22 protein-coding genes are annotated in these 21337 nt (G+C 74.3%); 16 read left to right on the forward strand and 6 right to left on the reverse strand.

Translation table 11 applies throughout. The features are described 5' to 3' along the window. Positions 1 to 6: 6 nt before the first annotated feature. Positions 7 to 1341 carry a 5-aminolevulinate synthase gene (hemA, locus tag MKK68_RS21545; RefSeq protein WP_147859897.1) on the reverse strand — a complete coding sequence of 445 codons (1335 nt, stop codon included), beginning with the start codon at positions 1339 to 1341 and terminating at the stop codon, positions 7 to 9. Between the two features lie 362 nt (positions 1342 to 1703). Here hemA and MKK68_RS21550 point away from each other — a divergent pair, with 362 nt between their 5' ends. From MKK68_RS21550 to MKK68_RS21560, 3 genes are all read left to right on the forward strand, one after another. Further along, complete coding sequence (locus MKK68_RS21550) at positions 1704 to 1913, forward strand: hypothetical protein (RefSeq protein ID WP_147859898.1); 210 nt, start codon at positions 1704 to 1706, stop codon at positions 1911 to 1913. Positions 1914 to 2275: 362 nt separating this feature from the next. Next, on the forward strand, positions 2276 to 3565 hold the full coding sequence (murA, locus tag MKK68_RS21555) for a UDP-N-acetylglucosamine 1-carboxyvinyltransferase (protein WP_147729280.1): 1290 nt from the start codon (positions 2276 to 2278) through the stop codon (positions 3563 to 3565). Positions 3566 to 3791: 226 nt separating this feature from the next. After that, positions 3792 to 5948, forward strand: coding sequence for a methyl-accepting chemotaxis protein (locus tag MKK68_RS21560; protein WP_244032890.1), 2157 nt, complete (start codon positions 3792 to 3794; stop codon positions 5946 to 5948). Positions 5949 to 6188: 240 nt separating this feature from the next. Here the strand turns inward: MKK68_RS21560 and MKK68_RS21565 are convergent, their stop codons facing one another. Then, entirely contained in the window at positions 6189 to 6512 is a 324-nt protein-coding gene (locus MKK68_RS21565; protein ID WP_313899240.1) for a hypothetical protein, read from the reverse strand. A gap of 290 nt (positions 6513 to 6802) precedes the next feature. On the opposite strand from MKK68_RS21565, the gene MKK68_RS21570 reads away from it, so the two are divergent. The 4 genes from MKK68_RS21570 to MKK68_RS21585 are packed head-to-tail and all read left to right on the forward strand — an operon-like array spanning position 6803 to position 9651. Continuing rightward, positions 6803 to 7237, forward strand: a complete 435-nt coding sequence (locus MKK68_RS21570) for a DUF2948 family protein (RefSeq protein WP_147843311.1) — start codon at positions 6803 to 6805, stop codon at positions 7235 to 7237. A gap of 38 nt (positions 7238 to 7275) precedes the next feature. Continuing rightward, positions 7276 to 8571 carry a histidinol dehydrogenase gene (gene hisD / locus MKK68_RS21575; protein ID WP_244032891.1) on the forward strand — a complete coding sequence of 432 codons (1296 nt, stop codon included), beginning with the start codon at positions 7276 to 7278 and terminating at the stop codon, positions 8569 to 8571. Between the two features lie 13 nt (positions 8572 to 8584). Beyond that, positions 8585 to 9109 carry a UPF0262 family protein gene (locus tag MKK68_RS21580; protein ID WP_244032892.1) on the forward strand — a complete coding sequence of 175 codons (525 nt, stop codon included), beginning with the start codon at positions 8585 to 8587 and terminating at the stop codon, positions 9107 to 9109. 56 nt (positions 9110 to 9165) lie between these two features. After that, positions 9166 to 9651, forward strand: coding sequence for a low molecular weight phosphatase family protein (locus MKK68_RS21585; RefSeq protein WP_147727383.1), 486 nt, complete (start codon positions 9166 to 9168; stop codon positions 9649 to 9651). 199 nt (positions 9652 to 9850) lie between these two features. Here MKK68_RS21585 and MKK68_RS21590 read toward each other — a convergent pair whose 3' ends face one another. After that, positions 9851 to 10714 (reverse strand): C40 family peptidase, encoded by an 864-nt coding sequence (locus MKK68_RS21590; protein ID WP_244032893.1) that lies wholly within the window; start codon positions 10712 to 10714, stop codon positions 9851 to 9853. 284 nt (positions 10715 to 10998) lie between these two features. Between MKK68_RS21590 and MKK68_RS21595 the strand changes: the two genes are divergently transcribed. Beyond that, positions 10999 to 11352, forward strand: a complete 354-nt coding sequence (locus tag MKK68_RS21595) for a hypothetical protein (protein ID WP_147727385.1) — start codon at positions 10999 to 11001, stop codon at positions 11350 to 11352. A 31-nt stretch (positions 11353 to 11383) separates the two neighbouring features. Here MKK68_RS21595 and MKK68_RS21600 read toward each other — a convergent pair whose 3' ends face one another. Together MKK68_RS21600 and MKK68_RS21605 are read right to left on the reverse strand one after the other, a co-directional pair. After that, a complete protein-coding gene (locus tag MKK68_RS21600) occupies positions 11384 to 12082 on the reverse strand; it encodes an SDR family oxidoreductase (protein ID WP_244032894.1) in 699 nt (232 codons plus the stop codon). A gap of 294 nt (positions 12083 to 12376) precedes the next feature. Further along, positions 12377 to 13090 (reverse strand): MgtC/SapB family protein, encoded by a 714-nt coding sequence (locus MKK68_RS21605; protein ID WP_147727387.1) that lies wholly within the window; start codon positions 13088 to 13090, stop codon positions 12377 to 12379. Positions 13091 to 13318: 228 nt separating this feature from the next. Between MKK68_RS21605 and MKK68_RS21610 the strand changes: the two genes are divergently transcribed. The 7 genes from MKK68_RS21610 (at position 13319) to MKK68_RS21640 (ending at position 20700) form a co-directional block, all read left to right on the forward strand. Next, on the forward strand, positions 13319 to 14317 hold the full coding sequence (locus MKK68_RS21610) for an AAA family ATPase (protein ID WP_147727388.1): 999 nt from the start codon (positions 13319 to 13321) through the stop codon (positions 14315 to 14317). A 103-nt stretch (positions 14318 to 14420) separates the two neighbouring features. Further along, complete coding sequence (locus MKK68_RS21615) at positions 14421 to 15365, forward strand: DUF58 domain-containing protein (protein ID WP_243938780.1); 945 nt, start codon at positions 14421 to 14423, stop codon at positions 15363 to 15365. A 153-nt stretch (positions 15366 to 15518) separates the two neighbouring features. Beyond that, positions 15519 to 15986 (forward strand): DUF4381 family protein, encoded by a 468-nt coding sequence (locus MKK68_RS21620; protein WP_243989369.1) that lies wholly within the window; start codon positions 15519 to 15521, stop codon positions 15984 to 15986. Continuing rightward, positions 15983 to 17002, forward strand: a complete 1020-nt coding sequence (locus tag MKK68_RS21625; RefSeq protein WP_243989370.1) for a VWA domain-containing protein — start codon at positions 15983 to 15985, stop codon at positions 17000 to 17002. The genes MKK68_RS21620 and MKK68_RS21625 overlap by 4 nt, the downstream gene beginning before the upstream one ends. A 274-nt stretch (positions 17003 to 17276) precedes the next feature. Next, the gene (locus tag MKK68_RS21630) at positions 17277 to 18206 is read left to right on the forward strand and encodes a vWA domain-containing protein (protein ID WP_147860389.1); all 930 of its coding nucleotides are present in this window, start codon (positions 17277 to 17279) and stop codon (positions 18204 to 18206) included. Then, positions 18206 to 19126: a tetratricopeptide repeat protein gene (locus tag MKK68_RS21635; RefSeq protein WP_244032895.1), complete on the forward strand. Its 921-nt coding sequence runs from the start codon at positions 18206 to 18208 to the stop codon at positions 19124 to 19126. Before MKK68_RS21630 ends, MKK68_RS21635 begins: the two co-directional genes overlap by 1 nt. 290 nt (positions 19127 to 19416) lie before the next feature. Then, positions 19417 to 20700 (forward strand): hypothetical protein, encoded by a 1284-nt coding sequence (locus tag MKK68_RS21640; RefSeq protein WP_244032896.1) that lies wholly within the window; start codon positions 19417 to 19419, stop codon positions 20698 to 20700. Positions 20701 to 20720: 20 nt separating this feature from the next. Here MKK68_RS21640 and MKK68_RS21645 read toward each other — a convergent pair whose 3' ends face one another. After that, positions 20721 to 20930, reverse strand: coding sequence for a hypothetical protein (locus MKK68_RS21645; RefSeq protein ID WP_147844814.1), 210 nt, complete (start codon positions 20928 to 20930; stop codon positions 20721 to 20723). A 108-nt stretch (positions 20931 to 21038) separates the two neighbouring features. Between MKK68_RS21645 and MKK68_RS21650 the strand changes: the two genes are divergently transcribed. Further along, a complete protein-coding gene (locus MKK68_RS21650; protein WP_243985733.1) occupies positions 21039 to 21242 on the forward strand; it encodes a hypothetical protein in 204 nt (67 codons plus the stop codon). The last annotated feature ends 95 nt before the right edge of the window (positions 21243 to 21337 follow it).

Consider the following 21337-nt stretch of genomic DNA (forward strand, 5'->3'; position numbering starts at 1 on the left):
GCCCGCCTACTCCGCCGCCTGCGCGAACACCGTGCCGGCGCGCGGCAGGTCGAGGGTGTCCCAGGTCTCGACCAGCGCCGCCGTCAGGGTGGCGATGCGGGCGGCGTCGTGGAACGGCGAGGGGGTGATGCGCAGGCGCTCGGTGCCGCGCGGCACCGTCGGGTAGTTGATCGGCTGGATGTAGATCGCGTGGCGCTCGAGCAGGTGGTCGGCGGCCGCCTTGCACAGCTCGGCGTCGCCCACCATCACCGGCACGATGTGCGTCTCGGTGGCGAGCACCGGCAGGCCGGCCTCCTCCAGCGCGCGCTTGGTCGCGGCGGCCTGGCGCTGGTGCGCCTCGCGCTCGGCCGTCGAGCGCTTGAGGTAGCGCACCGAGGCGCGCGCGGCGGCGGCGATCGCCGGCGGGATCGCCGTGGTGAAGATGAAGCCGGGGGCGAAGCTCCGCACCGCGTCGCAGAGCGCGGCCGAGCCGGTGATGTAGCCGCCGACGCAGCCGAACCCCTTGGCCAGCGTGCCCTCGATCACGTCGACCCGGTGCATCACGCCCTCGCGCTCGGCCATGCCGCCGCCGCGCGGCCCGTAGAGGCCGACCGCGTGGACCTCGTCGAGGTAGGTCATCGCGCCGTACCGCTCGGCGAGGTCGCAGATCGCGCCGATCGGCGCCACGTCGCCGTCCATCGAGTAGACGCTCTCGAAGGCGATCAGCACGTTGCGGCCGGCCGCCTCGACCAGCAGCGCTTCCAGGTGCGCGAGGTCGTTGTGGCGGAAGATCCGCTTCTCGCAGCCCGCGTGGCGCACGCCTTCGATCATCGAGTTGTGGTTGAACGCGTCCGACAGGATCAGGCAGTCCGGGATCAGCTTGGCGATGGTGGAGATGCCGGCCTGGTTCGAGACGTAGCCCGAGGTGAAGACCAGGCCCGCCTCCTTGCCGTGCAGGTCGGCGAGCTCGCGCTCGAGGTCGACCAGCGGCGAGTTGTTGCCGGCGATGTTGCGGGTGCCGCCGGCGCCGACGCCGCAGCGCTTGGCCGTGTCGGTGAGCGCGGAGACCACCTCCGGGTGCTGGCCCATGCCGAGGTAGTCGTTCGAGCACCACACGGTGATCTCCGAGGTCGCCCCGTCCGGCCGGCGCCAGTTCGCGATCGGGAAGCGGCCCGCGATGCGCTCGATGTCGGCGAACACCCGGTAGCGGCGCTCGCCGTGCAGGCGCTCCAGCGCGCCGCGGAAATGCGCCTCGTAGTCCACCCGCCGCGCCGCGATCTGGCCCTGCACGGAGCCCGGGCCGCGTTCGGAACCGTGCGCGTGCGTGGGGGCCGGTGTGGAGGCGGGCCGGGTCTCGGGCATGGATGTCCTTGGGGGCTGGCCGGGCGTCGGATGCGCCGAGGCGCGGGATCGTCGTCGGCCGGGCCTGTTCGGGATGCGGGAAGGCGCGGCCGAGGACCGGTACGGTCCGGCGCGCCCGATCGCGCATCGGGTGGAGAGGAATCCGGCGGCGTCGCGTGGCGCCGTCGGACCGGAAGATACAGCCGGATCTGGAATCGGTTCAAGGTGACGGGGCGTCATCCCTGCCTTGCAGGCCGACGGGGGGCCGCCGCCGGCATTCGAGCGACCCTTTGAACGCCGCCGGGGCCATCGCCCCGACGGATGGATTGTGAGGTGCCGGCGGACGATCTAGGAGTCGAAGGCGACGATGGGTCGCGTGACGCATGACGACGAAGAACGACGAGGCCCGGGCCGCCCGCCTCAAGGCGGCCCTGCGCGAGAACCTGCGGCGGCGCAAGCGCCAGGTCCGCGGCCGGGGCGAGCCGGCGGCGGGGCAAGAGGCGGCGCAGGAGGAGGGGCAGGTCGCGGCGGAGGACGCCGCCGAGCCGCCGGACGACCGCGACCCGGCCCCGTCGGACGCGCCGTCGTCGTAGGCGGCACGCGAGGCATCGGCGCTGCGTCCGCAGCCCGAGCCCGTCGAGCCGGCTCCTCCGCGACGTCACTTGGATGAGGCGGGACGCGTTTCGCCGGGCTCGGCAGGGGCCTGCGTCCCGTCGCCGGGCCGGGTCCTTCCCGGATCGTCCGGGGCGAAGCGGAAGGGGCGGCGCGGATCGGCGCCGCGATGCTCCCGCCTCCGAGGCCGGCCTGCGAACCGAGCAAAGACCCGGCGCGCCGGCGCGGTCCCCTTTCGGACAAAACTCGCCTATAGGCTGCGCTCGAGCATGGGCGGCGAGCGCCCGAGGGGCAGGGCCGGCGGCGCGCGGGACGAAGCGCGGCGCGTGAGGATCACGAGACCATGGACCGCATCCACATCACCGGCGGCGTGCCGCTCAACGGCACGATCCCGATCTCGGGGGCGAAGAACGCCGCCCTGCCGCTGATGATCGCGAGCCTTCTCACCGGCGACACGCTGGAGCTCGCCAACGTGCCGCGGCTCGCCGACATCGCCGCGCTGACGCGGATCCTCGGCAACCACGGCGTCGACCACATGGTGGTCGGCAAGCGCCCGGGGCAGACCACCGAGACCGGCCAGACCATCCGGCTCACCGCCTCCAACGTCATCGACACCACGGCGCCCTACGAGCTGGTTTCGACCATGCGGGCGAGCTTCTGGGTGGTCGCGCCGCTGCTGGCGCGCTTCGGCGAGGCCAAGGTCTCGCTCCCCGGCGGCTGCGCCATCGGCACCCGGCCGGTCGACCTCCTGATCATGGCGCTGGAGAGGCTCGGCGCGCAGATCGAGATCGATGCCGGCTACGTCGTCGCCAAGACCAAGAACGGCCTGCGCGGCGCCGAGATCGACTTCCCGAAGGTAACCGTCGGCGGCACCCACGTGGCGCTGATGGCGGCCTCCCTCGCCTACGGCACCACGGTGATCTCCAACGCCGCCCGCGAGCCGGAGGTGGTGGATCTCGCCGAGTGCCTCACCAAGATGGGCGCCCGCATCCAGGGCGCCGGCACCCCGCGCATCGTGATCGAGGGCGTCGCCCGCATGAACGGCGCCCGCCACGAGGTGCTGCCCGACCGGATCGAGACCGGCACCTACGCCATGGCGGTGGCGATGACCGGCGGCGACGTGGTCTTGGAGAACACCCGCGCCGACCTGCTGCATTCGGCCCTCGACATCCTCTCCACCACCGGCGCCGAGATCACCCAGGTTCCCGGCGGCATCCGGGTGCGGCGCAACGGGGCGGGAATCGCGGCGGTCGACGTGACCACCGACCCGTTCCCGGGCTTCCCCACCGACCTGCAGGCGCAGTTCATGGCGCTGATGACCCTGGCCAACGGCCAGTCGCAGATCCGCGAGACCATCTTCGAGAACCGCTTCATGCACGTGCAGGAGCTGGCGCGCCTGGGCGCCCGGATCCGCCTCGAGGGCGACCTCGCCATCGTCGAGGGCGTCGACCGCCTCAAGGGCGCGCCCGTGATGGCGACCGACCTGCGCGCCTCGGTGTCGCTGGTGATCGCGGGGCTGGCGGCCGAGGGCGAGACCCAGATCAACCGGGTCTACCACCTCGACCGCGGCTTCGAGGCGCTGGAGGCCAAGCTCGCCCGCTGCGGCGCGCGGATCGAGCGCGTGCGGGCCTGAATCGCCCGCCGTATCGAGCGCCCGCCCGCCTGCATTCGCGCGGCGCGGGCCGGGCCCGGGCAGTCGAGCGCGGGCGGATGCGGCTGCGAAGACCGCCGATAATCCCAATCGATACGGTTTTATAGGATCGTCGTCTTGTCTCGTGCGGCTCGCACGAGCAGGGAATCTTAACGCGCGCCTGCCTAAGGACCGGCTCAAGCTCTCCGAGCATTTTCGAGACGGATCGATGTCGGCATTCTCACGTCTCGAGGCGCGCCTGCCCGCCATGACCATCGGGCTCGCGCTCCTCAGCGCCACGGCGATGGGCGGCTTCAGCTGGCACCAGGCCCGCGCCGGGCTGATGGAGGCGGCGCGCGAGCGGCTGCAGCTTGCCGCCGACGCGCGGCGCGATGGGGTCGAGCTGGTCGCCGACCGGATGCAGGCCGACTTCCTCACGGTGGCGGCGCACCCGCAGGTGGTGTCGAACGTCGCCGACCTGATCGAGACCCTCGACCCGTCCAAGCCCGACTATGCCGGCCTCTTGGCCGCCTTCCGGGCGCCGGAGACGGCGGCGGCGCGCATCGCGCTCGACGGCACGGCGACCAACACGATGTACGGGCGCCGGCACGCGAAGGTGCAGGAGGTCGCCCGCAAGCTGCTGGCGCAGGCGGGCTACGCCGACCTGATGGTGCTCGATGAGGGCGGGCGCATCGTCTACACCACCACCAAGGGCGAGGATTTCGCGCGGCCGGTCTCCGATCCGGCGCTGCGGGGAACCGGGCTGGCGCGGCTGTTCGAGCGCCTGAAGGCCGCCGACCCCGAGGCCGCCCTGTTCGAGGATTTCGCGGCCTATCCGGTCGATGCCGGGCCCTCCGCCTTCATCGGCCGCGCGGTGACGAAGCGCGCCAACGTCGCCATGGGCACGGCGCAGGCGGCCGAGCGCATCGGCTACGTCGTGATGCGGGTCGGGCCGGCCCTGTTCGACCCCACCCTGTCGAAGCGCACCGGCCTCGGCGAGACCGGGCAGACGCTCTCGGCCGGCGCCGACGGCCTGCTGCGCACCCGGCCGCCGCTGAACCCGGACGCCAAGGCCGGCAGCCCCCTCGATGCGCTCGGGATCGCCCCGGCCCGCCTCGCGGAGGGGCGGCCGTTCGACTTTTCGGGCGCGGACGGCCGGCACCTGGCGGCGTCCTCGGTCGTGTCGGTGCTCGGCGCGCCCTGGACGGTGATCGCCGAGCAGAGCCTCGACGAGGCGATCGGCGCCGTCTCGACCCTGTCGCGGACGCTGGCGCTGGTCGGGCTCGGGGTGCTGGCCGGCACCGCCATCCTCGGCCTGCTGCTGGCCCGGTCGATCGCGCGGCCCCTCGGCGCGCTCACCGCCGCGCTCAAGGCCCTGGCCGCCCGGCAGGCCCTGGAGCAGGTGCCCGGCAGCGGCCGGCGCGACGAGATCGGCGACATCGCCCGGGCGGTGGTGACGATCCGCGACGTCTCCCTCGAGGAAGCCGCGCAGCAATTGAAGACCACCGAGGCGGCGCGCCTGCGCGAGGCGCAGGCGCGCCGCGCCCTCCTCGGCGACCTCGCCGAGCGCTTCGAGCGGTCGGTCGGCGGCATCGTCGCGCGGGTCGCCGGCTCGGTGGCCGGCCTGCAGGTCGCCTCGGGCGGCATGCGCGACGCGGTCGCGGGCACCTCGCAGCGGTCGAGCAGCGTCGCGAGCACCGCCCACGAGACCGCCCGGAACGTCAACACCGTCGCCGCGGCGGCCGAGGAGCTCGGGGCCACGGTCCAGGAGATCGGGCGGCAGGTCGAGCAGGCGGCGGAGATGTCGGACGGCGCGGTGCGCGAGGCGGCCCGCACGCAGGCCGCCATGGATGCGCTGGCCGCGGCCGCGACCCGGATCGGCGACGTCGTCGGCCTGGTCTCGACCATCGCCGGGCAGACCAACCTGCTGGCCCTGAACGCCACGATCGAGGCGGCGCGGGCGGGCGAGGCCGGCCGCGGCTTCGCGGTGGTGGCGGCCGAGGTCAAGGACCTCGCCGCGCAGACCGCGCGGGCGACGGAGGAGATCGGCCAGCAGATCGCCTCGATCCAGGCCGCCGCGGGGGAGGCCTCGGGGGCGATCCACGCGATCACCGGGCGGATCGACGCGATGAACCAGGTGGCGACCAGCATCGCCGCCGCGGTGGAGGAGCAGGGCGTGACGACCCAGGAGATCGTGCGCAACATGGGCCAGGCCTCGGCCGGCACCGGCGCCATGACGGCGGACATCGCCGCCGTCGCCCGCGCGGCGGACGCCGCCGGCACCGAGGTCGCGGCGGTGCTGCTGGCCTCCGACGAGCTCGCCGACCAGTCGGCACGGCTGCGCGCCGAGATCGGCACCTTCCTGGCGGGCGTCCGCGCCGCCTGAGCGAAGCGGGCCGCCTTTCAGGACTCGGGCCGGCTCCCCCTCGCCGGGCGCGCCGATCGGCGACCGGGGGGAGGGGACGCTCCGTCGCCCGCCCGCACCCCCATCCGTCGCGGCGTCAGCCTGGTGGGCGCGCCTCGGGACGAAGTCGCGGGGGGAATCCCGATCGACGGGCGTCCGAAACGAGAAGGGCCGCCCGGCCCGGATGGCTGGACGGCCCCTCGCTGATGGGAAGCCTTCCGATCAGCGGCCGATGGCGCCGCGCTTGAACCCGAAGCCCGGGACTTCGCAGCCGCAGGACGAGTTGAACGGCGCCGGGCGGGTGACGCAGTTGCCGCGGGCGGTGACGCAGATGCTGCCGCCGCGGCTGCCGCGGAAGTCGTCGCGGCGACGGTCGTAGCGATCCTCGTCGTAGTCGCGGCGGCGCGGGCGATCGTCGTCGTAGCCGCGGTCGAACCGGCGCGGGCCGCCGTAATCGTAGTACTGGGCGCTCGCCACGGTCGCGCCGAGGGTCGTCCCGAGGGTCAGGGCGGCGATGGCCGCGAGGGTGAGGCGCTTCATGGTCATAAGGTGTGTCCGTCTCCGGTCCGAGGTCGACGTGGGGTCGACCGGGTGTCTACGCGGGGCTGCCTGAACGTCGGCTGAGGCCGGCGCAACGGCTGTCCGTCCGGCGGCCCCGACGCTCAACGCGGCAGACTGCGCATCGGCCGCCACAATCGTCCGGCATGGTGCACGGCCGCCGCCCCGTCCGCCCTCGGCCTGCGACGACGGCCTGCGGTTGCCGGAACCGGCCGGCCTCGCTACTGACGCGGGCGAAAATGTTTCCCGTGAAACCTCCCCCGGAGCGGCCCCCCGACATGGAGCTCCTCAAGCTCGCGGCCCTCGACGCCGAGGACCTCACCGTCATCTCCGCCCACCTTCAGGATGCGGTGCTGAACGTGGCCGACCTCACCTTCCTCGCCGCCGAGCACCGCTTCGTGCTGGCGCTGCGCCGGTTCGACTGGCAGGCGCCGGAGACGCCGCGGCGGCGGCTCGCCGGCCTGCATTTCGAGCGCGTGCTCGGGGTCCGCACCCGCGGCCTGACGCCGGGGGATGCCAGCTTGAGCCTGCTCGCGATCACCTTCGAGGAGACCGAGGCGCCGTCCGGCATCGTCACGCTGCTGTTCTCCGGCCAGGCCGCGATCCGCCTCGACGTCGAGTGCATCGAGGCGCGGATGAAGGATCTCGGGCCGGTCTGGGAGGCCGACAGCCGCCCGGGCCACGCGGCGCCCGCCTCCGGCCCGTCGGCCTGAGCCGTCGCGTCCCACGCCCTCACCAGAAGAAGTGCCCGATGATCCGCCTCGATAGCAGCGACCCGACCTTCGCGGACGACTTCGCCCGGCTGCTCACGGTCAAGCGCGAGATCTCGGAGGACGTCGACGAGACCGTGCGCGCCATCATCGCCGGCGTGGTGAAGGGCGGCGACGCGGCGCTGGTCGACTACACCCGAACATTCGACCGGCTCGGCGACGGCTTCGGCGCGTCCGCCCTGCGCGTCACCGCGGACGAGATCGCGGCGGCGCTCGAAGCCTGCCCGGCCGAGGCGCTGGAGGCGCTGCGCTTCGCCGCCGCCCGGATCGAGGCGTTCCACGTGGAGCAGGTCCCCGGCGACCGCCGGACCACCGACGCCCTCGGCGTCACCTCGGGCTGGCGCTGGACCGCGCTCGAATCGGTCGGGCTCTACGTGCCCGGCGGCACGGCGAGCTACCCGTCCTCGGTGCTGATGAACGCGATTCCCGCCCGCGTCGCCGGGGTGCCGCGGATCGTCATGGTGGTGCCGATGCCCGACGGGCAGTCGAACCCGCTGGTGCTCGCCGCCGCGCATCTGTCGGGCGTCCACGAGGTCTATCGCGTCGGCGGGGCGCAGGCGGTGGCGGCGCTGGCCTACGGCACCGAGACGATCGCGCCGGTGGCCAAGATCGTCGGGCCCGGCAACGCCTACGTCGCGGCGGCCAAGCGCCGGGTGTTCGGCCAGGTCGGCATCGACATGATCGCCGGCCCCTCCGAGGTGCTGATCCTGGCCGACGGCCACGCCAACCCGGACTGGATCGCCGCCGACCTGCTGGCCCAGGCCGAGCACGACGTCGCCGCCCAGTCGATCCTGATCACCGACAGCGCCGCGCTGGCCGAGGCCGCGGAATCCGCCGTCGAGCGCGCGCTCGCCACCCTGCCGCGCCAGGAGATCGCGCGGGCGAGCTGGCGCGACTACGGCGCGATCGTCCGGGTCCGCAGCTTCGACGAGGCGGTGCCGCTGGTCGACCGCCTGGCGCCGGAGCACCTGGAGATCGAGACGCAGGACGCCGAGGCGCTCTCGCGAAAAATCCGCAACGCCGGGGCGATCTTCCTCGGCTCGCACACGCCCGAGGCGATCGGCGACTACGTCGGCGGCCCCAACCACGTCCTGCCGACCGCGCGCTCGGCGCGGTTCTCGTCCGGCCTCGGGGTGCTCGACTTCATGAAGCGCACCACGATCCTGGCCTGCACGCCGGAGAGCTTGCGGGCGCTCGGCCCCGCGGCGATAACGCTGGGCCGGTCGGAGGGCCTCGAGGGGCACGCCCGCTCCGTCGCGATCCGGCTGAACCTTTGAAGGCACGCGCACGATGTCGGAGGTCAAGGGGGGTGGGACGGGGGTCGAGAAGCGGGCCGAGCCGGCCGGGAAGGGCACGGATCGCCTGATCGGGGTCACGCTCGACGAGGACTCGATCGGCCGCGGCAACCCCGACCAGGAGCACGAGCGCGCGATCGCGATCTTCGACATCCTCGAGGACAACCACTTCGCGATCCTGGGCCGCACCGGGCCCTACGCGCTCAACCTCGGGCTCGTCGAGAACAAGCTCTCCTTCGCGATCCTGTCCCCGACGGGCGACCCGGTGATGACCCACCTGCTGTCGCTGACCCCGTTCCGCCGGGTGATCCGCGATTACGAGATGATCTGCGAGAGCTACTACAACGCCATCCGCACCGCCTCCCCGACGCAGATCGAGGCGATCGACATGGGCCGGCGCGGCCTGCACAACGAGGCGTCCGAGACCCTGAGGGAGCGCCTGGCCGGCAAGGTCGACCTCGACCACGACACCGCCCGGCGGCTGTTCACCCTGGTCTTCGCCTTGCACTGGAAGGGCTGAGGTGGGCCTGCGCCGCCGACGCCCGCACCGGCACAGACGCTGAGAGCCCCCGCGCGATGGACGTCCTCGTCCCGCCTCCGCCCGGCGACCTCGTCGTGCCGCGCAAGCGCCGGGTCCAGTCGGTGCTGTTCATGTGCAACTTCAACGCCGTGCGCTCGCCCGCGGCGGAGGTGATCGCGCGCCACTACTTCGGCAAGTCGGTCTACGTGCAGTCGGCCGGGGTGCGCTCGGGCGAGCCGGTCGACCCGTTCATGGTCGCGGCGCTGGACGAGATCGGCATCGACGCCAGGAAGCACCGGCCCCGCACCATCGAGGAGCTCGACGAGTGGGAGGGGCTGAACTTCGACCTGATCGTGACGCTGGCCCCCGAGGCGCACCACAAGGCGCTGGCGATGACCCACACCCTGGCGGCCGACGTCGAGTACTGGCAGACGGCGGACCCGACCATCCTCCAGGACGCCTCCCGCGAGCAGCGCATGGACGCCTACCGCGACGTCCGCGACGGGCTGACCTACCGGATCAAGATGCGGCTGAAGGGGTAGGGGACGCGGCGCGGGAGGCTCCGCGGTCGATCCTGCGCTTCCCCGCCGCGCGAACCGATCGCGGCGCATCCCGCGCGAAGGTCTGCCGCGCTCACCTGTTTTGCCGGCAAAGCGCGGGCCCCCTGTCCCTTTCCGGAGAGGGGGCCCGTTCGGCGCGAGGTGGTCGACACGATCGGTGTGCGGCGGGGAAGTCGCGCCCTCACGCCTCCAGCCGGCGCATCCCGGTGATCGCGCCGTAGCTGTTGGCGGCGATCCGCTCCGCCGCCCGGCGCAGGGGCTCGACCGCCACCGCCATGTGATGGCCGTTGGCGTGGATCAGGGTGTCGGCGTCGAGCATCAGGCCGGTATGGCCGCGCCAGTCGACGAAGTCGCCGCGGCGCAGGCCGTCGAAGCCGATCGGCAGGGCGCGGCCGACGGCGCCGGCCTGCTGGTCGGCGTCGCGCGGGCAGGGCAGGCCGGCGAGATCGAGGCAGAGCTGGACCAGGCCCGAGCAGTCGAGCCCGAGGCTGGTGCGCCCGCCCCACAGGTAGGGCGTCCCGACCAGCCGCTCGGCGGTGGCCGCGTAGTCCGGCACCGTGCGGTCGAGGGGCGCGCAGTGGGCCGCGAAGACGAAGGCGTCGCCGACCCGGACGAAGTCGCCGGCCGTGTCTGCGACCGTTATCCGCGCCCCGAGCCCGAGATGGCCGAGCGCCGGGCGCTTCATGTCGGGGGCGGGGTAGAGGAAGCTGCGCAGGGCCGTCACCCGGTGGGTCGGGGCCGGGTCGGCCGAGCCGAGGCTCGCCGCCGGCAGGTAGCCGACATAGCCGTCGCGCACGAGCTGGACCCAGGCGAACCCGTCGCCGACCTCGTACACGGCGACCGCGTCGCCCATCACCGCCTCGGTCTCGAGCCCGGCCTCCGGTCGCGGCGTCCGGCGAAGCGGGGCGGCCGGAACCACGACCCGGCGCGGCTCGCCGGCGACGAAGCGCGCCGCCTCGACCGCGCCGCGCAGTCGGATGTCGGCGAGGTCCGGCCGGGCCGGCGTGGTGCGCGGATCGTGGTTGGCGGTCGGCGGGCTCGTCATCACGGCTCGGGGCTGCGGCTGTCTCGGAATCTGCGGGCGTCTCGAAGTGATGATCGCGGGCCGCGGTGACCGAACCACGCCCCGGGACGCGTCTCCTCCCGCGCCATTTCGACGCATCGTCGTGCCGCTTGAGACGGCAACTGCATCATGAATGCGCCAGCGCGCCCGCAGGATTGCGGCGCACCTCTGCCTGCCTCTTCGGCACGCCGGGGCATGCATGGCAGGACGGCGACGGCCTCGTTTTGATGCGGTGCACAATCGGCGCGAATCGGGTACGGTGGGCCATGACGAGCGCGAGCCCTGCCGTGAAGAAGTCGAAGAAGAGCTTTGCCGACCTGCCGCCGATCCGGGTCCGCCGCGAGCCGCCGACGATCGTCGAGGCGGTGACCGCCGCGCAGGACCTGTCCGACGACCTCGAGCAGCAGATCGAGATCGCCGCCGGGCTGATCGGCCTGCCCGCCGAGGAGGTCCGCCCGCACGTCGTCGCGGCGCTGCGGGCCAAGCCCGAGCGCGTGCCGGAGCGGATCATCGCCCAGGCCGGCCCGAGCCGGGCGCCGCGCACCGTCATCGTCGAGCGCCGCACCCGCCCGCCGGTGATCGTCGAGCGCCGCGGCCGCCCGCTCGATCCGCGGCGCTGACGGCGCCCGCGGACCGCCTTCGGGTCCCGCGCTACCAGGCGAGCGTCTCGCCGCGGTAGTCGAGATAGGCCGTGCCGGGCCGGCCGAGCCGGGCCTCGATCACGTCGGCCATGCCGGCGACGCTGGTCGCCACGTCGATGTCGGCCCCGTCGCCGCCCATCTCGGTCCGCACCCAGCCCGGATGCATCAGCACCACGCTCAGGTTCTCCGCCGCGTGGCGGATCGCGAAGCTGCGGACCAGGGTGTTCAGCGCCGCCTTGCTGGCGCGGTAGTTTTCCCAGCCGCCGGAGGTGTTGAGCCCGACGCTGCCGAGGATCGAGCTCATGAACACCAGGCTGCCGCCGGGCGCGAGCCGATCGCGGAAGGCTTCGGCGAAGCGGACCGGGCTGATCGCGTTGGTGAGGTAGACCTGCGCCGCGACCGGCCGCGGCACCGCGTGCAGCGGATCGTGCGCCTGCGTCGCCACGCCGGCCACCACGAACACCAGGTCGAATGTTCGGGACGCCAGCCGGTCGTGCAGGGCCGAGACCGCTTGGTCGTCGTCGATGTCGGCGGTCTCGATCGTCAGCGCCTCGGATTCGAGGGCGGCCAGGCCCGGCGAGGCCTTGCGCTGGGTCGCGGTGACGCGCCAGCCGCGCCCCAGGAAGGTCTCGACGAGCCCGAGCCCGAGGCCGCGCGAGGCCCCGACGATCAGCGCGTTCCTGGCCGACGAATGTTCGAGTTCTGCCATGGGATGTCTCCTGCGAGGCCGGGTTCGGGATTTCTTGGGAGGAAGGTGGCTTCATCGCGCGATGCGGAAAGCGCCGTTGGGGATCGCCCGGTGTGCCGCCGCACGTTCGGTACCTCCACCCTCGGACGCAGCTTCGACACGCCCCCCTTCCCTCCCCCGACGATCTCGGGCTCGCCCGCGATCCGCACCCTGTGTGCCCGAGTCGGGCAGGCCCGACTTGGGTGCGGGGGAGGGGAAGGCGACGTGGGCGCCTTGCGCGCGAAACGTACGGGTTCGGCGCCTTGCCCCGTTCCCTCAATCCCCCGTCTGCACCGCCCAGGTGGCGTGGCGGATGCCCGGTTGCGCCTGCAGGGCGGCGACCACCGCGTCGAGCTCCTTGGCCGCCACCGCGCTGGCGATGAGGGTCGCGACCACGTCCACCGCCGCGTCGCCGCGCTCCTCGACCTCGACGCCGCCGACCGGGTAGCCCGCCGCCTCCAGCCGCTCGACGAGCATGTCCTGGGCGGGGCCCGCGGTGCCGGGGGCGGTGGTGACCTGGACCTCGTAGGTCGCCTCCGTCGCGCTCTCGTCGATCGGCGCGCGGTTGATCGCGTTGACGAGCGGGCGCAGCAGGGTGTTGCAGGCCAGGACCGCGACCGCGACGAACAAAGCCTCCAGCGGCAGGTCGGCGCCGGCGAAGGCGCCGACTGCGGCCGAGCACCACAGGGTCGCGGCCGTGTTGAGGCCGCGCACGTTCATGCCCTCCTTCATGATCACGCCGGCGCCGAGGAAGCCGATGCCCGAGATCACGTAGGCGACGGTGCGGGTCGCGCCCTCGGCCCCGGTCAGCCGCATGCCGAGATCGACGAAGGCGGCCGCCCCCACCGCCACCAGCACCGCCGTGCGCAGGCCGGCGGTGCGCTGGCGGTACTGCCGCTCGGCGCCGATCAGGGTGCCGAGCACGAAGGCCACGATCAGGCTGATCGCCGAATTGACCGGCTCGGGGAGGGGCGTGGGCAGAAGGACCATCCGGTCTCCTAGACGGGCGCGCATGACGGTTCCGTGACGGGAGCCGGTCCCGCCCGAGGTCGCAGCGGGATTGACGGGTGCCCCGGGCAGCGGGCACACCGGCTCGACTATGGATCGATCAAGAATCCAAGTGCGGCGGGTTCAGCCCGCCGGTTTCGACGAGGAGACGTGCAGGATGAAGGCTTCCTTCCAGCCGGCCCGGCCGTGTCGCGCAGGGTCCGCGCGCGCATGAGCGGCGCTGCGCTTGCCGAGCGTCCGGCTGCCGCCGCCGATCCGTTGCGGGCCCGCATCCTCGAGCTCCGCGCCGGCCTGGAGCACGGGCTGATCGGCTGCGAGGGCCTGGTCGAGCGCCTGATGATCGGGCTGCTCACCGGCGGCCACCTGCTGATCGAGGGCGCGCCGGGGCTGGCCAAGACCCGCGCCGTCAAGCGCCTCGCCGACGGGCTCGACGGCTCCTTCGCCCGCATCCAGTGCACGCCCGACCTGATGCCCGCCGACCTCACCGGCACCACCGTGTGGCGCCAGGATGCCGGCACCTTCGAGTTCCTGCCCGGCCCGCTGTTCCACTCGCTGATCCTCGTCGACGAGGTCAACCGCGCGCCGCCGAAGGTGCAGTCGGCCCTGCTCGAGGCGATGGCGGAAGGCCAGATCACCGTCTCCGGCGCGACCCATCCGCTCGCCGACCCGTTCATGGTGGTGGCGACCCAGAACCCGATCGAGCATGCCGGCACCTTCCCGCTGCCCGAGGCGCAGCTCGACCGCTTCCTGCTCCACGTCGTGGTCGGGATGCCGGACGAGGCCTCCGAGCGGAAGATCCTCGACCTCGTCGAGGGCGAGCTCAACCATCACGGCGAGGCGATGCCGGTGAAGCTCTCGGTCGCCGAGGTGCTGGCCGCGCGCGAGGCCGCCCTGAAGACCTACGTCTCGCCGGCGCTGAAGGATTATCTCGTGCGCATCGTCGCCGCGACCCGCACCGATTCCTCGGCGCCGGACCTGCGCGCCGCGATCGAGCATCCGGCCTCGCCGCGCGGCACGCTGGCGCTGATGGTCGCCGGCAAGGCGCGGGCCTACCTCCACGGCCGCGACCACGTCGTCCCCGAGGACGTGGCGGACCTCGCCGCCGACGCGCTCTCCCACCGCATCGGCCTGACCTGGCGCGCGGCCGCGGAAGGGCTCACCACCCGCGGCATCGTCGGCGGATTGGTCCAGCGGGTGCGGGCGCTCTGAGGGTGGTCTCGGCAACCGCGAGAAGGCCCCGCGCGACCACGCCCTGCGCGGGCCCCCTCTCCCATGGGGAGAGGCGGCCGCGTCGCGCTGGCCGGATTCCGGCATGACCGCCACCGCCGCCCCCGAGACGAACCCGGCCTTCCACCTTTCCGGCGAGGCGCTGATGGGCCTGCGCCACCTCGCGCGCCGCGGCGTCACGCCGGCGACGCGGACGCTGGCGGGCCTGCCCGGCGGCATCGTCACCAAGCGCCGCGGGCGCGGCTCGGAGCCCGACGACGTGCGGCTGTGGTCGGAGGGCGACGACCGCCGCCACATCGACCGCAACGCCACCGCGCGCACCGGCATCCTGCACGTGCGCACCCACCACGACGAGCGCGACCGCGCCGTGGTGCTGCTCGCCGATTTCCGCCCCTCGATGCTGTTCGGCACCCGCCGGGCGCTGCGCTCGGTGGCGGCGGCCGAGGCGCTGGCGCTGCTCGGCTGGCGCGTCGTCGGCGACGGCGGCCGCGTCGGCCTCGTGGTCGCGGGCGCGGACGAGCCGACGGCTTTGCGCCCGGCCGGCGGCGAGCGCGCGATGACGGCCGTCACCGGCGCGCTCGCGTCGGCCCACGCCCGCGCCCTCGCGCAACCCGCCGCCGCCGACCCGCCGCTCGACGCGCTGCTGACGCTGGCCCGCAGCCTGCTGCCGTCCGGCGGCCACCTCGTCCTCGCTTCGGCGCTCGACAGCCCCGGCCCCGACTTCGACCGCCTGCTGACGCTGCTCGCCGAGAGCCTGTCGATCCGCCTGATCCTGGTGAGCGACGCCTTCGAGCGGTCCCGGCCGCCGGGCTTCTACCCCTTCGCCCTGCCCGACGGCCGCCGCGGCACTGTCCAGTCCGCCCGCCAATCCGCACGCCAGCCCGCCCGCGAGCCGGCGCCCGCGCGCCTCGCCGCCGACGAGCGCCTGGCCGACTACGCCCGCCGCGGCATCGCGGGCCTGCGCCTCGACGTCGAGGCCGGCCCGGAGGCCTACGCCCCGCTGATGGAGCGGCTCGATGCGGTGTTGTGAAGCCGCCGCCGTTTCCCTCCCCCCCTGCTCCGCAGGGTACCCTCCCCCGCACCCAAGTCGGGCCCGCCCGACTTGGGCACACGAGGTGCGGATCTCGGGCTTGCCCGAGATCCGTCGGGGGGAGGGGGTACGTATGCCCGCAGGCGGAAAACGATGACCCCCGCCGACGCTCCTCCTACCCTCGAGGCCCTGCGCGGGCTGCACCTGCCGAACCAGGCGGCGGGGGCGATCTCCGGCGAGGTCGTGGTCGCGATCCTGGCGGGCTTCGCCGCCGCGCTGCTCGTCGGTCTGGTGCGCTATCTCCGGGTCCGCGCCCGCGCCACGGTCCGCCGCGCGGCGTTGCGCGATCTCGCCGCCGCGCGAAACCTCGACCCGGAGGCCCGGCTCGTGGCGCAGGCCCGGCTGCTGCGCCGCGTCGCCCGCACCGTGCAGGGCGAGGACGCGGCGAGCGCGCAAGGAACGGCCTGGGCGCACAGGCTCGACGGGCTGTTCGCCACCACCTTCTTCACCGCCGGCGCCGGGCGCGTCCTCGCCGAGGGGCTCTATCGCCGCAGCGACCGGCCGGACCCGGCCGTCCTCGATGCCGAGCTCGGGCGCCTGATCGGGCGGATGCGCGGATGAGCCTGCTCCCGGCCTGGGTCACGGCGCTCGGTTCCGCGTTCGATTGGGCGGCACCGCTGGCGCTGCTGCTGCTGCCGCTGCCGCTGCTGGTGCAGCGCTTCGTCCCGGCCGAGGCCGCGGGCGGCAGCGGCGCGCTCCGCGTGCCGGCCTCGCTGGTGGCGCGCGCCGAGGCCGGCGCCGACGTCGCCGCCCGCGGCCGGCGCCGGACCTGGCTGATCTGGGCCTTGTGGGCGGCCCTCGTCGTCGCGCTGGCCGGGCCCCGCCTCGTCCTGCCGGCCACCGCCCTGCCGGCCTCGGGCCGCGAGATCATGCTGGCGATGGACCTGTCCGGCTCGATGGAGCGGCGCGACTTCTCGCTCGACGGCGAGACCGTGAACCGCCTCGTCGCGGTCAAGCGCGTGGGCGCCGACTTCATCCGCCGCCGCGCCGGCGACCGCATCGGCCTGGTGATCTTCGCCGACCAGGCCTTCGTCGCGGCCGGGCTCACCTTCGACACGGCGAGCGTGGCGCGGGCCCTGGAGGAGGCGACGATCGGCCTCGTCGGCCGCTCCACCGGCATCGGCGACGGCCTCGGGCTGGCGCTGCGCCGGCTCGATCCGAAGGATTCCGGCATCGACGGCCAGCCGGTCGCGTCCTCGAAGGCGGTGATCCTGCTCTCCGACGGCGCCAACAACGCCGGCCAGACCACGCCGCGGGACGTGGCGGCTTTGGCCAAGGACCTCGGCATCAAGGTCTACACCATCGCCCTCGGCCCCCGCGACATGGCCGACGCCGACGGCGAGCAGGACGTGGTCGACACCGAGACGCTGCGCGAGATGGCCGAGATCACCGGCGGCAAGGCGTTCCGGGTGCGGACCACCGACGACCTCGTCGCGGTGGCCGACGCCATCGACACCCTGGAGGGCGGCCGCGCCAAGGCCCCCCCGGTGCCCCTGCGCCGCGACCTCTGGCCCTGGCCGGCGGCGCTCGCCTTCGCCTGCGCCGGGCTGCTCCTGGCTTCCCGGAGGCGGGGATGATGCCAGCGCGCGGGCTCGTGCCCGCCTTGCCGCCGACCGTTTCGCGCATCCCCTCTCCCCGCACGCGGGGAGAGGGCCGCGACGACCCCGTCGTCGTCGCGGCGAGGCGGCAGCCGACGGTGAGGGGGCTTCGACCGGCGAGCCTCCCAGGGCACCGTCCCCTCACCGCCGCCTCGGCTTCGCCTCCGCTTCCCGGCCGCACGACGAGGTGCGTCCGGGCCTCTCCCCGCGTGCGGGGAGAGGGGGGCCCTCCCCACTGCCGGGGCATCCCGCGATGACCGTCCTCGACGCCTACGCGCTGCTGCGGCCGTGGTGGCTGCTGGCGATTCCCCTGGTCGCCGTGCTGGCCTTCCGCGCCGCCGCCCGCGCCGCGCCCCTCGGCGACTGGGCGCGGGCGGTCGATCCGGCGCTGATGGCGCTGATGGTCCGGCGCGGGGCGGTGCTCGGCGGGCGGCGGCAGGCGAACCTCGCGGCCGCGCTCGCCGCCGGCTTCGTGGCGCTGGCGCTCACCGGCCCCGCGGTCGAGCGCAAGGACGCGACGACCTTCCGCAACCTCGATGCGACGGTGATCGTCGCCGACCTGTCGCGCTCGGTCGCCGAGGGCGGCGGGCTGAAGGACCTGCGCCAGATCGCGCAGGGCGTGGCCGAGGCCGCCGGCACCCGCGCGGTGGCGCTGGTGGTCTATGCCGGCGACGCCTACGTCGCGACCGGGCCGACCACCGACCGCGACAGCTTCGGCACCACCCTGTTCGCGCTCGATGCCGACACGGTGCCCGACCGCGGCAGCCACCCCGAGCGCGGGCTGGCGCTGGCCCGCCGCACCCTGGAGGAGGCCGGCGCGCTCGCCGCCGACGTGGTGCTGATCACCGACGGCGACGGCATCGGCGACGCGGCCCTGCGCGAGGCCGAGGCGATGCGGGCCAAGGGCTGGCGGCTCCAGGGGGTGTTCGTGCCGGCGCAGAAGACCCTGCCGCCCGGCGCGCCGAAGACCGACCGGGCCGCCCTCGACCGGCTCGCCGCCGCCGGCGGCGGGGTCGCGGCCGACCTGTCGGCACCCGCCCCGGTGCTCGACGCGGTCGGCGCCGGCACCGCGCAGCACCTGGCGGCGGGCGGCTACGCCGTGCTCGCCTTCGCCGATCTCGGGCGCTGGCTTCTGCTGCTCGCGCTCGGGCCGGCGCTGATCCTGTTCCGGAGGAGCGCGTGATGGCCGCCTTCGCGCTCGGCCGCCGGCCGCTCTCCCCCGCCGTCTCGGCCGCGCTCTCCCGCGGCTGGCGGCGCTGGGCCCGGACCTTCGGGCTCGCCGCGGCCGGGGCCGGCATCCTCGCGCTGATGCTGGTCTCGCAGCCGCGCACCGGCCTCGGCCGCCTGCTGATCGGGGTCGGACTGCCCTCGGCGGCGCTCGTGGTGCTCGACGATCCGGCCTGGCGCGGGCCGGCCCTGTACGAGGCCGGCCGCTACGACGAGGCGGCGGCCGTGTTCCGCAACGGCGGCCGGCGCAACGCCTACAACCTCGGCAACGCGCTCGCCCGGACGGGCGACTATGCCGGCGCGATCGAGGCCTACGACGCGGCGCTGCAGTTCAACCCGCGCGACGCCGACGCGCAGGCCAACCGCTCGCTGATCGCCCAGCTCGTCGCCGAGGCGATCGACCGTAAGGGCGGCGGCACCGCCAACGGCTCGGCGCAGTACGGCGCCCGCTACAACAACACCGCCAACCAGGAGAAGGACAACACCCTCCAGGCCAATTCCAGCGGCGAGGGCCTGGCGGGCAACAAGGAGGCGAGCTCCTCGGCCTCGATCCCCGGCAACAGCAAGGTCGCGCGCCGCGGCCAGGCCGAGCAGCAGACCGTGGAATCGGGCCGCGGCGAGGCCCGGGGCTCGGCCGGCGACGCCGCCGGGCGCGGCCGCACCGGCGGCGGCTCGGCGATGGTGGCCGAGGCCCCCGAGAAGGAGGTGCGTCGCGTCACCAAGAGCTTCGAGGCGCACGAGATCCGCCCCGACCGCCTCTGGCTCCGGACCCTGCCGGACGACCCCGGCCGCTACCTCAAGCTCCGCCTCAAGGCCGAGCAGGCCCGCCGCATCGAAGCCGGCACCAGCATGCCCGCCGGGAGCAACCCATGGTGAGGCTTTGGAATGCGCCGCGCCGCGTCCCTCACGAGCAGACACTTTCGGGTTCATGGCCTTCGCAAACGCGGTTCTCAGGCCCTCCCCGTCATCCCGGGGCGCCGGAGGCGAGCCCGGGATCCAGAACCGCAGGGCGTTGGTCGTCATGCGCCGTCGGCGACTCTGGATCCCGGGCTCTGCTGCGCAGCCCCGGGATGACGGGGTGGCGCGGATCCAAGCGCGATCGATACGGCTCCGATGCGAGGCATGAACACCGTGGCCCGCAAAGGGGGGAGGAAAGGGCGGGTCGCATGCGATGGACCGTCCTGTTCGCCGCCCTCCTCCTGGCCCAGCCCGCCCGCGCCGAGGTCGAGCCGGGCGACCTCACCCTCACGGTCACGCCCGAATTGAACGGCAACGCCGCGCCGTTCGTGCGCGAGATGGTGCTGCTGCGCATCCACGGGGTCTACAAGCAGCAGATCCTGCTCGAGGAGGTGATCCAGCCGACGCTGGCCAACTTCAGCTGGAGCCAGCTCGGCCGCGACCGCTGGAGCAGGACCAAGCTGAAGGACGGCCAGAGCGCCATCGCCTTCGACCGGGTGATCGCGGTGTTTCCGCACCATGCCGGCGACTTCACGATCGAGCCGTTCGACCACCGCCTGACGATCAACGACGACGGCCAGCGCCGGGTGATCGACGTGCGCTCCGGCCCGGTCGCGCTGCCGGTCGCGACCTGGACCAAGGAGGGCGGCGGCCCGGACGCCAAGGAGCCGTGGTGGCTGCCGGCCAAGGACGTGACGATCACCGATTCCTGGTCGCCCGACCCGGAGACGGTGAAGCTCGGCGACACCACCCGGCGCATCGTGACGGTGGAGGCGCAGGGCATGGTCGCCGAGGGGCTGCCGCCGCGCCCGGTGATGCGCACCCGCGGCATCCTCACCTTCGCCGGTCCGGTCACCCGCGAGACCCTGATCACCCCCGCCGGCCCGGTGGCGCGCGCCACCTACCAGTGGGACGTGAAGGCCGGCGTGCCCGAGATCATCCCCCTCGACGCGATCGTCATCCCGTGGTTCGACACGGTGTCGCGCACGATGCGCGAGGCCGAGATCCCCGCCCGCCAGATCGGCGGCGGCCTGCCCGACCGGGAAGGCGACCTCGCCCCCCCGCTCGCCACCGCGCGGTGGGTCGCGGCCGCCGCCGGGCTCGCCGCCTTCGGCCTCGGGCTGGCGCTGATCGGGTTCGGGACGGGCGCCGGGCGCCTGCGGCTGCCGCGCGGCGCCCGGGCGGCCCTGCGCCGCGCGGCGGCCGCGAACGACGCCGCCGCCTTCCGCGCCGCGACGCTCTCGGCCGAGCCCGATCTCGCCCGGGCCTGGCGCGCCGACCCCGATACCGCCGCCGGCCTCGCGGGCCTCGACCGCGCGCTCTACGCGCCGGGCGGTGCCGCGGCGCCGGACCTCCGGGCGCTCGCCCGCCGGCTGTCGCGCCCCGTCCGCCTGCGGGGCGCGGGCCCGGTCGCCGCCGACCGGCTCCATCCGCTCGACGGCCCCTTGAACGGCCCCTTGGACGGCCCCCTCGATCGCCCGCTCGGCCGCTGACGCCCGGCGCCGGGCCCTCCTCAGTCGACCGCGATGGCGACGAGGGAGAACAGCCCGGCGAGCAGCAGGTTGGCGACGAGCACGAGGGCGATGACGGTCATGGACATCTTGTCGGTTGGGGCGGCCGGTCCGGCGCGCCGCCGTCCATAGCCCGGGCGCCCGGGCGCTGTCCGCGGGGCCGCCGGCGAAGCGCGAAAAGTCCCGCCGGCGATGCAGGCCGGCCACGTCACCGCGGAGCCGCACGCAAGCGCCGACGGCGCGTTCGAACGTGCACGCCTTGCGTGTGCAACGCTTTCCCCACACCATCGTTAACGATCGGTTCGCGAACGGGGTGCGGCATGACGATGACAGCGATCGGCGGGGCCCTGACGGCGGCGTCCGGCTTCTTCGGCCTCGGCGGCCGCCTGCGCGCCGACGCGCCCGCGGCCCGCCCGGCGGCCGACGACGCCTTCGCCCCGCAGGCCGACGGCCCCGCCCCCGGCGATCCCTGGTTCGAGGCCGTGGCCGAAGCGCTGGCCGAGGCGGGATACCTCGACAGCTAGGGCGTCCGCGGCCCCGCGGTTCCTCCGCGCCCATGCATGCCTAGACGGGATCGCGGCTGCGCCGTCGCCTGTCCGTCATCGCCTCGCAGGCGCGG

The sequence above is a fragment of the Methylobacterium sp. E-016 genome (assembly GCF_022829745.1).
Classification (GTDB): Bacteria; Pseudomonadota; Alphaproteobacteria; order Rhizobiales; family Beijerinckiaceae; genus Methylobacterium.